The 14,058-nt window shown below is 63.9% G+C and carries 13 protein-coding genes; 7 read left to right on the top strand and 6 right to left on the bottom strand.

All coding sequences use genetic code 11. The annotated features are described in order from the left end of the window. Positions 1 to 45: 45 nt before the first annotated feature. The 7 genes from ilvN to QM470_RS07750 all read left to right on the top strand — a co-directional run bounded on the left by ilvN (position 46) and on the right by QM470_RS07750 (position 7,676). Positions 46 to 537, top strand: a complete 492-nt coding sequence (ilvN, locus tag QM470_RS07780) for an acetolactate synthase small subunit (protein WP_066535634.1) — start codon at positions 46 to 48, stop codon at positions 535 to 537. 122 nt (positions 538 to 659) lie between these two features. Further along, positions 660 to 1,676, top strand: a complete 1,017-nt coding sequence (gene ilvC / locus QM470_RS07775) for a ketol-acid reductoisomerase (RefSeq protein WP_066535630.1) — start codon at positions 660 to 662, stop codon at positions 1,674 to 1,676. 232 nt (positions 1,677 to 1,908) lie between these two features. After that, the gene (pssA, locus tag QM470_RS07770; RefSeq protein WP_066535628.1) at positions 1,909 to 2,784 is read left to right on the top strand and encodes a CDP-diacylglycerol--serine O-phosphatidyltransferase; all 876 of its coding nucleotides are present in this window, start codon (positions 1,909 to 1,911) and stop codon (positions 2,782 to 2,784) included. Between the two features lie 229 nt (positions 2,785 to 3,013). Continuing rightward, positions 3,014 to 4,681, top strand: coding sequence for a 2-isopropylmalate synthase (gene leuA, locus QM470_RS07765; RefSeq protein ID WP_283338801.1), 1,668 nt, complete (start codon positions 3,014 to 3,016; stop codon positions 4,679 to 4,681). Positions 4,682 to 4,950: 269 nt separating this feature from the next. Continuing rightward, positions 4,951 to 6,081 carry a serine hydrolase gene (locus QM470_RS07760; protein ID WP_283338800.1) on the top strand — a complete coding sequence of 377 codons (1,131 nt, stop codon included), beginning with the start codon at positions 4,951 to 4,953 and terminating at the stop codon, positions 6,079 to 6,081. Positions 6,082 to 6,416: 335 nt separating this feature from the next. Beyond that, complete coding sequence (locus QM470_RS07755; RefSeq protein ID WP_066535611.1) at positions 6,417 to 7,052, top strand: DUF6806 family protein; 636 nt, start codon at positions 6,417 to 6,419, stop codon at positions 7,050 to 7,052. 78 nt (positions 7,053 to 7,130) lie between these two features. Then, complete coding sequence (locus QM470_RS07750; RefSeq protein WP_283338799.1) at positions 7,131 to 7,676, top strand: M48 metallopeptidase family protein; 546 nt, start codon at positions 7,131 to 7,133, stop codon at positions 7,674 to 7,676. A gap of 189 nt (positions 7,677 to 7,865) precedes the next feature. On the opposite strand, the gene murI is transcribed toward QM470_RS07750, so the two are convergent. From murI to QM470_RS07720, 6 genes are all read right to left on the bottom strand, one after another. Then, on the bottom strand, positions 7,866 to 8,780 hold the full coding sequence (murI, locus tag QM470_RS07745) for a glutamate racemase (RefSeq protein ID WP_283338798.1): 915 nt from the start codon (positions 8,778 to 8,780) through the stop codon (positions 7,866 to 7,868). Positions 8,781 to 8,921: 141 nt separating this feature from the next. Further along, complete coding sequence (locus QM470_RS07740; protein ID WP_283338797.1) at positions 8,922 to 9,503, bottom strand: GNAT family N-acetyltransferase; 582 nt, start codon at positions 9,501 to 9,503, stop codon at positions 8,922 to 8,924. 10 nt (positions 9,504 to 9,513) lie between these two features. Then, positions 9,514 to 9,954 carry a hypothetical protein gene (locus QM470_RS07735; protein WP_283338796.1) on the bottom strand — a complete coding sequence of 147 codons (441 nt, stop codon included), beginning with the start codon at positions 9,952 to 9,954 and terminating at the stop codon, positions 9,514 to 9,516. 249 nt (positions 9,955 to 10,203) lie between these two features. Next, positions 10,204 to 10,800 (bottom strand): hypothetical protein, encoded by a 597-nt coding sequence (locus QM470_RS07730; RefSeq protein WP_283338795.1) that lies wholly within the window; start codon positions 10,798 to 10,800, stop codon positions 10,204 to 10,206. Positions 10,801 to 11,029: 229 nt separating this feature from the next. Further along, positions 11,030 to 12,403 (bottom strand): sigma-54 interaction domain-containing protein, encoded by a 1,374-nt coding sequence (locus QM470_RS07725; RefSeq protein ID WP_283338794.1) that lies wholly within the window; start codon positions 12,401 to 12,403, stop codon positions 11,030 to 11,032. Between the two features lie 10 nt (positions 12,404 to 12,413). Further along, entirely contained in the window at positions 12,414 to 13,838 is a 1,425-nt protein-coding gene (locus tag QM470_RS07720; protein WP_283338793.1) for an acetate kinase, read from the bottom strand. Positions 13,839 to 14,058 lie beyond the last annotated feature (220 nt).

Below are 14,058 nucleotides of genomic sequence, written 5' to 3'. Positions count from 1 at the left end.
CTTACCGGTGTCAGGGGAGGGCGGCGAAAAGAGGAATCTGGACCTATGAAACACATCATTGCCGTGCTGCTCGAAAACGAGCCCGGAGCCCTGTCGCGCGTGGTTGGCCTGTTTTCGGCCCGCGGCTACAACATCGAATCCCTGACCGTGGCGCCGACGGAAGACCCGTCGCTGTCGCGCATGACCATCCAGACCACGGGGTCGGACGACGTCATCGAGCAGATCACCAAGCACCTGAACCGCCTGATCGAGGTGGTGAAGGTGGTCGATCTGACCGAAGGCGCCTACACCGAGCGTGAGCTGATGATGGTCAAGGTGCGTGCCGTGGGCAAGGAGCGCGAAGAGATGAAGCGCATGGCAGACATCTTCCGTGGCCGCATCATCGACGTCACCGAAAAAAGCTACACCGTGGAGCTGACCGGCGACCAGTCGAAGAACGATGCCTTCCTGCAGGCCATCGACCGCACCGCCATTCTGGAAACCGTGCGCACCGGTGCCAGCGGCATCGGCCGCGGCGAACGCATCTTGCGCGTCTAAACCCTGTATTCCTGTATCTGTGGAGCGCTGCTGACGCGGCGATGACCGGGTTGTAAGCCTGGTCGTACACAATCCCCTTTTTTCGACCCAACACCTACCCCAACAAGCAACTGGAGCCAACCATGAAAGTTTTCTACGACAAAGACTGTGATCTGAGCCTGATCAAGGGCAAGACCGTGGCCATCATTGGCTATGGCAGCCAAGGCCATGCACACGCGCAAAACCTGAACGAATCCGGCGTGAACGTCGTGGTCGGTCTGCGCAAGGGCGGCGCCTCCTGGGACAAGGTCGGCAAGGCCGGCCTGAAGGTCATGGAAGTCAACGACGCCGTGAAGGCCGCTGACGTGGTCATGATCCTGCTGCCCGACGAAAACATCCCCGAGGTGTACAAGAACAACGTCGAGCCCAACATCAAGCAAGGCGCCATCCTGGCGTTCGCCCACGGCTTCAACGTGCACTACAACCAAGTCGTGCCCCGTGCCGACCTGGACGTGATCATGGTCGCCCCCAAGGGCCCCGGCCACACCGTGCGCTCCGAGTACCTGAAGGGTGGCGGCGTGCCTTCCCTGATCGCCATCTACCAGGACAAGTCCGGCAAGGCCCGTGACGTGGCCCTGTCCTATGCCATGGCCAACGGCGGCGGCAAGGGTGGCATCATCGAAACCAACTTCAAGGAAGAAACCGAGACCGACCTGTTCGGCGAGCAGGCCGTGCTGTGCGGCGGCGCGGTGGAACTGGTGAAGATGGGCTTCGAAACCCTGACCGAAGCCGGCTACGCCCCCGAAATGGCGTACTTCGAATGCCTGCACGAGTTGAAGCTGATCGTCGACCTGATGTACGAAGGCGGCATCGCCAACATGAACTACTCCATCTCGAACAATGCCGAGTATGGTGAGTACGTGACCGGCCCCGAAGTCATCAACGAAGAATCCCGCAAGGCCATGCGCAATGCCCTCAAGCGCATCCAGAGCGGTGAATACGCCAAGATGTTCATCAGCGAAGGCCGTCTGAACTACCCTTCGATGACTGCACGCCGTCGCCAGAACGCAGACCATGCCATCGAGCAGGTCGGTGGCCAGCTGCGTTCCATGATGCCTTGGATCTCCAAGAACAAGCTGGTCGACCAGTCCAAGAACTGATCGCGCTGCACCCGCCTGCTGCCGCAAGGCAGCGGGCGAACCGGTGCACGGCAAAGCCACCTGCAAAGGTGGCTTTTTTTATGCGTATGGCAGGCTGCGGCCATGGCCTGCTGCGGGCTGCCGCAGCACGGGTACACTGCACTCCATCGCGCGCTGCCACTGGCATGCGCCTAAAATACTATGGTTTTGATAGCTGCCCGTGAAAGCGGTTGTGGCGTAGGAGATCAGTTTGATGCAAAACGAGAACGAATCCGGCGACGCTGTGGCCGTCAAGCCGCGCAGGCTGCGCAAGGGCATTTATGTGCTGCCCAACCTGTTTACGCTGGCCGCGCTGTTCGGGGGCTTTTATGCCATCGTCATGGCCATGAACAACCAGTTCGAGCTGGCGGCCGTGGGTGTGTTCTGCGCCATGGTGCTGGACAGCCTGGACGGCCGCGTGGCGCGCATGACGCACACGCAAAGCGCGTTTGGCGAGCAGATGGATTCGCTGTCCGACATGGTGTCCTTCGGCGCTGCACCGGCGCTGATCGCCTATGAATGGGCGCTGCGCCCGCTGGGCCGCTGGGGCTGGATTGCGGCCTTTGTGTACTGCGCCTGTGCGGCGCTGCGCCTGGCGCGCTTCAATGTGAACACGGGCGTGGTCGACAAGCGCTACTTTCAGGGCATGCCATCGCCTGCTGCCGCGGCCCTGGTGGCGGGGTTCATCTGGCTGACCAGTGCGCTGATGGTGTCGCACCGCGATGTGCCCATCTTCGGTGAGGTGATTTCCTGGTTTGGCGGCTACCCCACGGATCGCGCTGACCTGTCGTGGATCATGTTCGCCATCACGCTGTTCGCCGGCCTGACCATGGTCACCAACATTCCCTACTACAGCTTCAAGGACATCGGCGGCGCCAAGAGCGTGCCGTTTGTGAGCCTGGTGGTGGTGGCCTTGCTGATCGGTGTGGTCAGCATCGAGCCGGCCACCATGCTGTTCCTGATCTTCGTGGGCTACTCGATCTCGGGCTATGTGATCTACGTCTGGCGCCGCTCGCAGGGCCACCAGGTCAGCATCGTCTCCACGTCCAAGGACGAGCCGGACGAGCGCGGTCTGCACCAGGATGATTGATCGTTACCAAAAAAATGCAGCTGTGCCGTGTCAGTTGTGCTAAAGTGATCCGCATGCAAAACCTGTCGCTAGCTCTACTAATCTTCATGTCCAACGGGCAGAGCCAGTAGCGCGCGCGTACAACCACCTACTTCCACGGCCCGTCAGCACCAGCGACGGGCCGTTTTGTTTTTTGAAGTCGCTGGGAAGCAGGCCACTTTTCTTGAGTCACTAAAGAAAGATCTCTTCGATGTTGCAGAATCCCGCCACCAAATACCGCCCCTTCGCTCCCGTGCGCTTGACCGACCGCACATGGCCCGATGCGGTGATCTCCAAGCCACCGGTCTGGTGCAGCGTGGACCTGCGTGATGGCAACCAGGCGCTGATCGAGCCTATGGACATCGAACGCAAGATCCGTATGTTCGAACAGCTGGTGAAGATCGGCTTCAAGGAAATCGAAGTGGGCTTCCCTTCGGCTTCGCAGATCGAATTCGACTTCATGCGCAAGCTCATCGAGGAAAACCGCATCCCCGATGACGTCACCGTGCAGGTGCTGACCCAGGCGCGTGAACACCTGGTGCGCCGCACCTTCGAAGCGCTGGAAGGCGTGCCCCGTGCCATCGTCCACCTCTACAACGCGACGGCCCCGGTGATGCGCCGTGTGGTGCTGAACATGAGCGAAGACGAAATCGTCGAACTGGCCACCACCAATGCGCAGATGTTCACGGACATTGCCGCCACCTACCCCCAGACCAAGTGGACCTTCCAGTACTCGCCCGAGATGTATTCGGACACCGAGCTGGAATTCTCCAAGCGCGTGATCGATGCCGTGACCGCCGTGTGGAAGCCCACACCGCAGAACAAGTGCATCATCAATCTGCCGACCACGGTGGAGCACTCCACGCCCAATATCTTTGCCGACATGGTGGAGTGGACACACCGCCACATCGAGCGCCGCGACAGCGTGGTGCTGTCGGTGCACCCGCACAATGACCGCGGCACCGGTACCGCCACGGCGGAACTGGCCCTGATGGCGGGCGCTGACCGCCTGGAAGGCTGCCTGTTCGGCAACGGCGAGCGCACCGGCAATCTGGACGTGGTGAATGTGGCCCTGAACATGTACATCCAGGGTGTGAGCCCCGGTCTGGATTTCTCCGACATCGACGGCATCCGCGCCACGGTGGAGCACTGCAACCAGCTGCCCGTGCATCCACGCCACCCATATGTGGGCGATCTGGTCTACACCTCGTTCTCGGGCTCGCACCAGGATGCCATCAAGAAGGCGTTCGCGGCGTACCAGGACGGCGAGATCTGGGACATGCCTTATCTGCCCATCGACCCCAAGGACCTGGGCCGCAGCTACGAAGCCGTGATCCGCGTGAACAGCCAGTCGGGCAAGGGTGGCATCGCCTACCTGCTCGAAAGCGAATACGGCCTGCAATTGCCCCGCCGCCTGCAGATCGAATTCAGCCAGGTGGTGCAGCGCGAGATGGATGCCTCGGGCAAGGAACTCACTGCTGCCGACCTGTGGTCGCTGTTCCAGCGTGAATACGGTCTGGGCGATTTTCGTACCCCCCAGTACCGTCTGCAGGAAGACGATGGTGTGGTGACCCTGTCGGCCGCCATGGACTGGGAAGGCCAGCGCCTGGAGCTGGAAGGTGAAGGTACCGGCCCGATCGATGCCTTTGTGCAGGCGCTGAGCAATGCCGTGGGCCGTTCCGTACGCGTGCTGAACTACAGCGAACACGCCGTGGGCGAGGGTGCCAATGCCCAGGCCATTGCCTATGTGGAAGTGCGGGTGGACGACTCCGAAGTGGTGCACGGCGTGGGCAAGGATGCCAACATCGTTTCCGCCTCGATCCGCGCCATTCTGTCGGGCCTGCGCCGTGCCCCCCAAGGGCAGCCCGTGGCCGCCTGATCCTGTTGGGATAGCCCCTGGACGGAGGGAATGGCCAGCGGTCTATAACCCTCTGTCAAGCCCTGCCATTTTTGCCTGGCAGGGCTTTTTTACGTGGGTAACCAGTCTGTATGCGAAGTGTGCGCTTCGGTTTTACAAAAAAACAGGATGCAAAAATTTGTACCAAGAATATAATTTGATAAACGCCATGCGGACATGAGTGCAAGTTACTGATTTACTTGTATTTTTGCGCTGCAGCATCCCAATTTCTTAGCCGCCTGGAGCATTGAATGCATCCCCCCAGCCGATCCGCACACGGCCGTATTGCCCAAGCACTGGCTTTTCTCACCATTTCCTGTGCGTTGTCCGTACAGGCGGCCCCCAGCAAACAGCCTGCCAAGAAGCAAGTGTCCACTACGGCTTCCAAGCGCGCCGCGGCCAAGGACGAGCCCCGCAAGCGGGTGGTGGTCAAGGTCGAACGCCAGAAGGCCGTGGTGGCCAAGGCTGCTCCGCGTGGCAAGGTCGCCCGCAGCGCCAAGGCTCCGGTGCGTGCGGCCGCCGCGACGGCTGCCGTGGCGACTGCCGCCGCAGTGGCCCGTCCTTCCTTCGGCCAGATTGCCGGCCTGCACATGGTGAATGATCCGCTGGACCTGAAGTCCAGCGTGGCCCTGGTGATGGACCAAGACACCAAGGAAGTGCTGCTGAGCAAGAACGACCACGCGGTGCTGCCCATTGCCTCGCTGACCAAGCTGATGACGGGCTTGCTGATTTCCGAGGCCAAGCTGCCCATGGACGAGCAGATCACCATCACCCAGGATGATGTGGACACCGAAAAGCACAGCAGCTCCCGCCTGCGGGTGGGCACCACGCTGACGCGCGGCGAGATGATGCACCTGGCGCTGATGTCCAGCGAAAACCGCGCTGCCCATGCCCTGGGCCGCAGCTATCCCGGTGGCCTGCAGGCTTTTGTGCGCCAGATGAATGCCAAGGCCAAGCTGCTGGGCATGAACGACACCCGCTATATCGAGCCGACCGGCCTGTCCAGCAGCAACCAGTCCAGTGCCCATGATCTGGCCGTGCTGGTGAATGTGGCCCATGCCGATCCGCTGTTGCGCGAGCTGTCCACGTCGCCCGGTTTCGAGGTGGCGGTGGGCAACCGCATGATGCAGTTCAACAATACCAACCGCCTGGTCAAGAGCGACAACTGGGACATCGGTCTGCAAAAGACCGGTTACATCTCGGAAGCGGGCCGCTGCCTGGTGATGCAGGCCAGGGTCTCGGGGCGCAAGCTGATCATGGTGTTCCTGGATTCGGCCGGCCGCTTTAGCCGCCTGGGTGACGCCGAGCGCGTGCGCAGCTGGGTGGAGTCGATGGATCCCCACGCGGCACGCACCACCACGGCAGCCCACATCAAGGGCTGAGCCAGGGCACCCGTGCTGCAGCGCACGGAAGCTCCTCCGAAAAGGGACCGCAAGGTCCCTTTTTTGTGCGCTGCACAACGGTGCGGGAGCGCGTCGTATTGCTACCCGATTCGGCCTTTTCTCCAATCCAGGAGATTGCCGGTTGCTCCTGATTTGGGAGTGCAGGGTGCTGAAAAGGGCCGCACAGCCTGCCCGTGCACTTGCCACCACCACCCGCAGGTGCGGGCGAGCGTGCGAAAATAGGGCATCAGTGCGCTGCAGGCACACAACCAGACGAACAAGCCGTCCTGCATGCCCATCCTCGGCGTCCGCGCCGGGGCCAACACGGACCGAACATGACAAGCTACAACGCCCCTTTTGAAATTCACGTCCACGGCCAGGTGGTGGTGCGTGCCGATGTCACTTTCGAGCAGCTGCAAGAAGCGCTCAAGCCGCTGTGGGCCTATGCCGGCGCACGCTCGCTGACCGATGGCGCCAGCAGCTCTTATGACGAGGAGCCCGGCATCCAGTTCAATGCCAAGGAGCATGTGCTGCAGATGTGCTGGACGGTGTCGGGTGACGAGGATTTCCGCCAGGCGCTGGACGATATGTGCATGGGCCTGAACGAGCTGGCCGAGCAGGGCGCTGCCATCGAGGTGACGTTCTATGACGCCGAGTTCGATGAAGAGGAAGAGGCGCCCGGCACCCAGTCGCGCGACGACTTCGTGATGCTGTTCGTCGGTCCCAATCCGGCCGCCATCATGCAGGTGCAGCGCGATCTGCTGGTGCAGGATGTGATCAACATGATGGAGCGCCACTTTGACGCCAGCGAGCTGGGCGGCGTGGTGGGCGAGATCGACAAGCTGTTCACGCAGCGCTTTGACAGCCTGGTGAACTCGCTGGAGCTGGGCAAGCCACCGCGCGGCCCTGGCAGCGGAGGCGCAGCTGGCGGCCATGGTGGCAACGGTCGTCGCCCACGTCACCTGCACTGATTTTTCGTTTTTTGTCTTGGATCCGTCGGCTGCATGGCGCCTGTACCAGGTGCCCTGCAGCCGGTGGCCGCTTGTGAGATGACCACTTCCGCATTCACCCCCTTGCCCTATCTGTCGGCCTATCCGGCCACGCTGCAGGACCAGGTGCGTGCGTTGATGGCCCAGCCCCAAGGCGTGCGCGACTGGTTGCTGCGCCGGCACCCGCACGCCCACCAGCTGCGTACCGACAAGGCCTTGTATGGCTATGTGGACGATCTGAAGAACGACCATCTGCGCAAGGCCGGCACCATCCACAAGGTGGTGTACGACAACAAGGTGCACATCGTGCGCAATGCACTGGGCACGCACACGCGCCGCTCCGTGGTACAGGGCAATCGGCTGAACACCCGCCATGAAATCCGCATTGCCGCGCTGTTCCGCCAGGCTCCCGAGGCTTTTCTGCGCATGATCACCGTGCACGAGCTGGCCCACCTGCGCGAGCTGGACCACGACAAGGCCTTCTACAAGCTGTGCACCTACATGGAGCCGAACTACCACCAGTACGAGTTCGAGGTGCGCGTCTATCTCAGCCATGTGGAGGTGGGCGGCGACAAGCTGTGGGGTGGAGAGGCCGACCCGGCTTGATTGCCGCCGCTGCAGCACCTGATGCCGCGGTGCATGCCGCAGTCCGGACTGGCGCCATGGATGGCGTGGCTGGTGGGCCTGCTGCAGGCCATCAGGCCATGCCGCTGACCGCGAGCCGGCCTCACCGCAGGCCATCGACAGCTTGAACCTTCACCCCAGGCGTGTGCTCTCCGCCGGCAGCACCATCACTCAGCGCGTTGGCAGGGGCTGCGCATGCAGCGGCACATCGACCGTGCGGCAGCAGTGGGCCGGCAGGTCCAGCCAGCGCAGGGCAGCGGACTGCAGTGCGCCCAGCTGGCCGGTGGTCATCAGCTGGATCTGCGCAGGGCCAGCCAGTGCATCGGGGTGGGCGCTGGCCGGCTCCGGTGCCAGTGTGCCGGCCTGGGCCAGGATGCGGCGGGTCTGCCGTGCCACGGGGGCGCCGGTGTCCACCAGCTGCACCTCGGGCCCCAGCAGGGCGCGCAGGTCGTCCTTGGCAAAGATGTAGTGGGTACAGCCCAGCACCAGGGTGTCGATCTGCCCGGTCTTGACGCCAAAGGTGCCGAGGGCGTCGGTATAGCGCGCACACAGGGCTCGGATCTCGGTGGCGCTGGCATCCTCGGGGGGCGGTGCTTCCGTGCTCACTTCGATCGCGCGGGCCAGACCGTCGCAGGCCTGCACATGGAACTGGGCGCGGCCGCCGTGTTCGGCCACCAGGCGGGCAAAGCGCTGGCTGTTGACAGTGCCGCGCGTGGCGATCACCCCCACCTGGTGGGTCTGGCTGGACAGCGAGGCGGGCTTGAGGGCCGGCTCCACCCCAATCAACGGCAGATCGGGCATTTCGGCGCGCAGCTGCTCCACCGCTGCGGCCGTGGCGGTGTTGCAGGCAATCACCAGCGCCTTGATGCCGTAATGCCGCCGCAGATGCTGCGCCACGGTGCGGGTGCGGGAGATCACAAAGGCGTCGCCGCGCTCGCCGTAGGGGGCATTGCCGCTGTCGGCCAGGTAGACGAACTGTTCGTGGGGCAGCTCATGGCGCAAGGCCTGCAGCACGCTGAGGCCGCCAATGCCGCTGTCGAACACACCGATGGGGGCGGGGGAGGTGGAAAGCGGGGTGGAGACCATGGTGGGGGACGGTGTGCGTGGCGTTCGGAACACGGCAGTATGCACGCTTGCCGAGGGGGCGAGGGCAAGGCTAGCCCATGGGCCGGTGCGCAGGGCGGTCTATGTGTGGCCTGCGGGGGGTGAGTGGGTGCTGGCGTGCGCTTATTGTGGCACGCTGCCCGGCGCCTGCAGCCGGTACAGCACATGGGTGCGCAGCGGGTGGCCTACCGCCAGGGCCGGGTGTTCGAACGTGGCGGCATCGCGCTGCATGCCCAGGCGTTGCATCAGCGCCTGCGAGCGCTGGTTGCCGATGGTAGTAAAGGCCACCACCTCGGGCAGGTGCAATGGACCAAAGGCAAAGTCCAGTGCGGCGCGGGCGGCCTCGCCGGCCAGGCCCTGGCCCCACCAGGGGCGGGCCAGGCGCCAGCCGATTTCCACGCAAGGTGCAAAAGGCAGGTCTGCGCTGGGAATGTTCAGTCCCACAAAACCGATGAACTGGCGCGTCTCCAGATGCTCGACGGCCCAGAAGCCCCAACCCTGGCGCGCGATGCGCCGGTTGATCTCGTCGGCCAGGGCATTGCTTTGCGCGGTGCTCAAAGGGGCGGGAAAGTGGCGCATTACCTCGGCGTCGGCCGTCAGCGCGGCAAAGGCCGGCCAGTCAGCCGGTTGCCAGGGGCGCAGCCGCAGGCGTGCGGTCAGCAGGACCTGGGGCTGTTGGGCAAAGCGGGCAGTGTGCGGTGGCATGGGGCAAGGCTTACGTCGGGGTGTCGGTATCGTCTGGCACGCTGGCGCCGCAGCTGGGGCAGAACTGGTGCTGGTGGTCGACGGCATGGCCGAGAGGGCACTGGCGCAGCCGCAGCAGGTGCGGCATGCGCCAGGCGGAATAGAAGATGCACAGCGCCACGGCATAGAACAGCATGCCATGGCCGGTGAAAGCGCGCAGACTGCCCCATTCGGATGTCTTGTCCTTTGCAATGGCCACAAAGAAGTTGGCAAAGGCATAGGCAAACAGCAGGCCGATGGCAACACGCATCCACAACGGGCAGCCCGCCAGCACCCGCTGCCACGAGAACTGCTTGCGTCCTCCGGGGCTGATGCGCTGGGCAATCAGCACCGCCGGAACCCAGGCCGCAAACATGCCGCCGATCAGCAACTTTGCATGCTCCCGGGCCAGGGGCTGGAGCAACTCTGGCATGTGGCCTGTCCAGGCGGCCAGGTGCAGGGAAAAGCTCAGTACCAATCCGGTGGCGGACAAGGCCATCAAGGGCCACAGAAAAACATGCATGGAACAGGGAGAGGGCAAATTGGTCGCGATGGCGCCGGCAGTGCTGCCATTGCCGCCAGCGCGGTCTGCGCGGCCGGCATGCGCCCGAAAAAGATCAAAACAGGTGGAGCGTTCGAGTATGCGGCATGGCACACCACGCCACATGCATGTGCCTGGGGTCTAGGGAGCGCTGCCTGGGTGTTCCGGTGCGTGCAGCCGCACGGCATAGACATAGTCCCCCAGGGCGGTGCGGCGGCTGAGCACCGTGGCGGGCAGCGGCCCTTCGGGCAATTGGTCAAAGGCATCGCTGTCCACGCAGAATTCGAACAGCCAGAAACGGGTGTCGGCCAGCTGCAGCTGGTGGTGGCAGCTGCGGCGGCCGGAGCCACGCTTTTTCTGAACCTGTGTGCTGCGGCTGGCTTCCTCACCGGTCCAGCGGGTCAGCAGCATAGGGGCCGTCATGGCCAGATCCAGCCACAGCACCAGCAGAAAGAATCCCACACACAAGGGGGCCAGGGTCCAGCGCTTGACGGGGCTGTAGCTGAGCCAAGGGCCCGCAGGCGTCCACAGACCGCGCCGGAACCAGTACCAGAGCAGACCGCATGCCGCGCTGGTGCACAGCACGGCCAGCAGCAAGGCGGTGCGCGACCAGCCAGAGGCGGGCACAAAGCTGCGCGAGAAAATGGGGATGAGGGCACTGAGCATCACCAGCAGGAACACGCCGATCAGCCATCTCTGCCGCGTGGGGGTTCCGGGGGCCCAGAGTCCGTGTCTCATGCCAAAAATGCCTCTCTATGCGGTGCGCTGCCAAGCAGATGCTATGGTTTTATTATCCAGCAGCCAAGGCGCGGACCCGGTGCTCACCCGCCGGAGCAGGGGGCGTGCGCCACTGAAGGGCGGGCCGAGGCGGAACAGCGGGGAAGCCGCAGCGCTGCACCCAGCCATGCCGGAAGGCGCTCAGGAGCCCTGCGAGACCTGCATGACCTGCATGACCTGCATGGGTGCATCAGATCACGATGCCGTGCTTGTCCATCAGCCGGTACAGCGTCATGCGCGATACGCCCAGATCGCGCGCCGCCTGGGTGATGTTGTGGCCGGCTTTGGTCAGCGTGCTCTGGATGATTTCACGCTCGGCCTGGGTGCGGGCATTTTCCAGGCCAATGCCCACCAGCGGTTCCGGGGTGGACAGGCCCAGATCGGCGGCACTGATCCAGCGGCTGTCGCTCATCACCACTGCGCGCTGCACGCGGTTGTATAGCTCGCGCACATTGCCGGGCCAGTCGTACGCCGCCATGGCGGCCAGTGCGTTCTGGGCAAACCCATGCAGGCGGGTGCTGCTGTGGCCACCGCACAGCGCAAAAAAATGCTGGGCCAGCACCACCACATCTTCCCTCCGTGCGCGCAGTGGCGGCACATCGATGGGCAGCACATTCAGGCGGTAGAACAGGTCTTCCCGAAAGCGCCCCTGGCTCACCGCATGCTGCAACTGCACATGGGTGGCGGCCACCACGCGGGTGTCCACCGCCACGCTGTTCAACCCTCCCACGCGGTAGATGCTGCGTTCCTGCAGGAAGCGCAGCAGATTGGCCTGCAGCTCCAGCGACAGATCACCGATCTCGTCCAGAAACAGGGTGCCGCCATGGGCCGCTTCGATCAGCCCCTGCTTGCGCGTTGTGGCACCCGTGAAAGCCCCTTTTTCGTAGCCAAACAGTTCGGACTGGATCAAGGACGGCGCAATGGCCGCGCAGTTCACCGCCACAAAAGGGGCGGTGCAGCGGTCGGAGCTGTCGTGGATGGCACGTGCTGCCAGCTCCTTGCCACTGCCGCTTTCGCCGCTGATCAGCACCGGTGCATGGTTGGCGGCCACCTTGCGCAGCTTGAGGCGCAGCTGCGCCAGCACGGCGCTGTGGCCGACCATGCCCAGCGTGGCTTCCCCGGCGGCGGGCGTGGATGGTGCTTGCAGGCTGCGCCGCAGCTCGCTGCGGCGGTACAGGTAGTCCAGCACGCGGGCCACTTCAGCCCAGTCGGGGGGCGTCAGCTGGTAGTCGAAAAAACTCTCCAGCAGCAGGGTGCGCAACGCGGCCGATTCCAGTGCGCTGGCATCGCACAAGGCCACCCATTCCAGCGGCTGCAGGCGCTGGATGCTGGTGACGGCCGATTCCAGATGCGTCCAGGACAGGGGGCCATGCCCTGTGCTGCTGCCGGTGTGCGGGCCGAGCAGCAGCAGCCCCGCCTGGATGGGCTGCTGCGCCAGCGCCTGCCGGGCATCGGACGCATTGCTGACCCAGACAGCCTCCCATCCCAGATGGTGCAGTGCACACAGCAGCGGGGACGGGTCGGGCAGTCCCCAGGTCAGGGTCAGAACTTTTTTAACCTGCATGCTCCATCACTTAAAACGACATGGGCACGCGCACGCTCAGGGACAGGTCGGGGGTGTCGCGGGTCAGGCCTGCGCCCACCGATACATTGATCGTGGTGCGTGGGCTGTAGCGGTAGGAATAGCCCAGCAGCAGCGAGGCCAGCTGGATGCGCACGGCATTGGCCAGGGCTGTGCCGTTTTGCTTGGTGCGGCCCACGGTGTTCAGCTCCACCCCCAGGCTGAAGGACGAGCGATCGTTGAGCGCCAGGCCCATGCCGAAGTTGATGCCCAGCACATCGCCGGGCTTGACCGAACCGATGTATTCCTTTTCGCCATTGAGCACGGTGCGCGAGACGCCGCTGCGCCCGAAGTTGTGCGTGTAGCTGACGCTGCCGAAGAACACGGCGGGGTCCGATGGCAGCAGCCAGGTCAGGCTGGTCTGCAGGGAGTTGAAGCCGGAGCCTGTGGGCAGCTCCAGCGGCATGCCGGTGCCGGTGGTGTTGCCAATGCAGCGGGTGACGCAGTCGGTCACCACATCGAAGGGGTCTTTGCCGGTGCGGGTCTTGAAGCGCAGGCCGGCGATCAAATAGGGCTTGTTGGCCTGCGGTTCGTTCAACTGGTAGCGCAGTGCCAGTTCCACGTCGCCGATGGCGTTGCCACGGTTGCTGAACGCGCGTTCCGACGCGGAGCCGGTGAAGATTTCGCGGCTGATGGAGTCATCGCGCCGCGACACATAGGGGATGCGGATTTCGCCTTCCAGGCGCTTGGTCAGACCGAAGCGGCCCGTCAGCGCCATGGTCAGCGTATTGCGTTTGACTTCACGCACATCGACCAGGCCAATCAGCAGAGCGGGAATCACGGTGTAGCCCACCAACGCCACCCGGTTGCTGGAGGAGTAGCCGTATTGGATCGAGGGCTCCAGCACGTAGTGGCCGGGTTGGGTCAGGATGCCGGGCTGCTCGAAGATCTGCGCCACCTGCAGCGGCGCTTCCGGCTCCGGCGGCGCAGTGCCCACCCGCACGGCGCGGCCCCCGGGATCGGGTGGTGCCATGCCGACGGCGGCGGTGGCGGCAGGTACCGCATTGGCTGCCGATGGCGACCGGTAAGCACCATCGGCGACCGCGGTGGCGCCGCCTTGCTGGGCCTGCATCTGGCGCTGCAGCTCATCGTGCTGGGAAACTTGTGTGTCCAGTCGTTCGCGCAAGGCCTGGATTTCCTGTGCCTGTGCCTCCAGCCGTGACTGCAGCAACTGCACCTGCTGCGTCAGTGTCGGAGCACGTGTCGGTGCAGGCGCGCGGCTTTTGGTGGCACGTGGTTTGCTGAGGTTTTCCGACGTGGAGGATGCCGGTGCATCGGTGCTTTGTGCCAGGGTGTATCCCGGCGCCAGACTCAGCAGCGGCAGCAGACATGCCGCACTGTAGATGCGCGGTTTCAGCGCGGAATGCAGGCTCGGCATGGATTGTCTCCTCGGTACGCAATCGACTTGCTCGGATGCCTTGTGCAGCGGCCACCGCCTTTTCCGTCCAGGCATTTCGAAGGCAGTGTGGAAGACGTCCCGACAAGCGGCAAGCTGCCTGCTGCAAGCGAACGTAACGGGTGTTCAGGAAATCTTTGCATGCTGCACAGCGGTGTCGCAGCCGTGCAGCACCGCGGCCTGGCGAGGGCTCCTGAGAAGC

The sequence above is a fragment of the Comamonas sp. 17RB genome, from assembly GCF_030056555.1.
GTDB classification, from domain to species: Bacteria; Pseudomonadota; Gammaproteobacteria; order Burkholderiales; family Burkholderiaceae_C; genus Comamonas; species Comamonas terrigena.
The sequence above is the reverse complement of the archived record's forward strand: the minus strand, read 5'-3'. Positions and strand labels throughout refer to the sequence as shown.

Coding starts and splice junctions, on each gene's coding strand:
- ilvN (WP_066535634.1), top strand. CDS start 46: ATGAAACACATCATTGCCGTGCTGCTCGAAAACGAGCCCGGAGCCCTG.
- ilvC (WP_066535630.1), top strand. CDS start 660: ATGAAAGTTTTCTACGACAAAGACTGTGATCTGAGCCTGATCAAGGGC.
- pssA (WP_066535628.1), top strand. CDS start 1,909: ATGCAAAACGAGAACGAATCCGGCGACGCTGTGGCCGTCAAGCCGCGC.
- leuA (WP_283338801.1), top strand. CDS start 3,014: ATGTTGCAGAATCCCGCCACCAAATACCGCCCCTTCGCTCCCGTGCGC.
- QM470_RS07760 (WP_283338800.1), top strand. CDS start 4,951: ATGCATCCCCCCAGCCGATCCGCACACGGCCGTATTGCCCAAGCACTG.
- QM470_RS07755 (WP_066535611.1), top strand. CDS start 6,417: ATGACAAGCTACAACGCCCCTTTTGAAATTCACGTCCACGGCCAGGTG.
- QM470_RS07750 (WP_283338799.1), top strand. CDS start 7,131: ATGACCACTTCCGCATTCACCCCCTTGCCCTATCTGTCGGCCTATCCG.
- murI (WP_283338798.1), bottom strand. CDS start 8,780: ATGGTCTCCACCCCGCTTTCCACCTCCCCCGCCCCCATCGGTGTGTTC.
- QM470_RS07740 (WP_283338797.1), bottom strand. CDS start 9,503: ATGCCACCGCACACTGCCCGCTTTGCCCAACAGCCCCAGGTCCTGCTG.
- QM470_RS07735 (WP_283338796.1), bottom strand. CDS start 9,954: ATGCCAGAGTTGCTCCAGCCCCTGGCCCGGGAGCATGCAAAGTTGCTG.
- QM470_RS07730 (WP_283338795.1), bottom strand. CDS start 10,800: ATGAGACACGGACTCTGGGCCCCCGGAACCCCCACGCGGCAGAGATGG.
- QM470_RS07725 (WP_283338794.1), bottom strand. CDS start 12,403: ATGCAGGTTAAAAAAGTTCTGACCCTGACCTGGGGACTGCCCGACCCG.
- QM470_RS07720 (WP_283338793.1), bottom strand. CDS start 13,838: ATGCCGAGCCTGCATTCCGCGCTGAAACCGCGCATCTACAGTGCGGCA.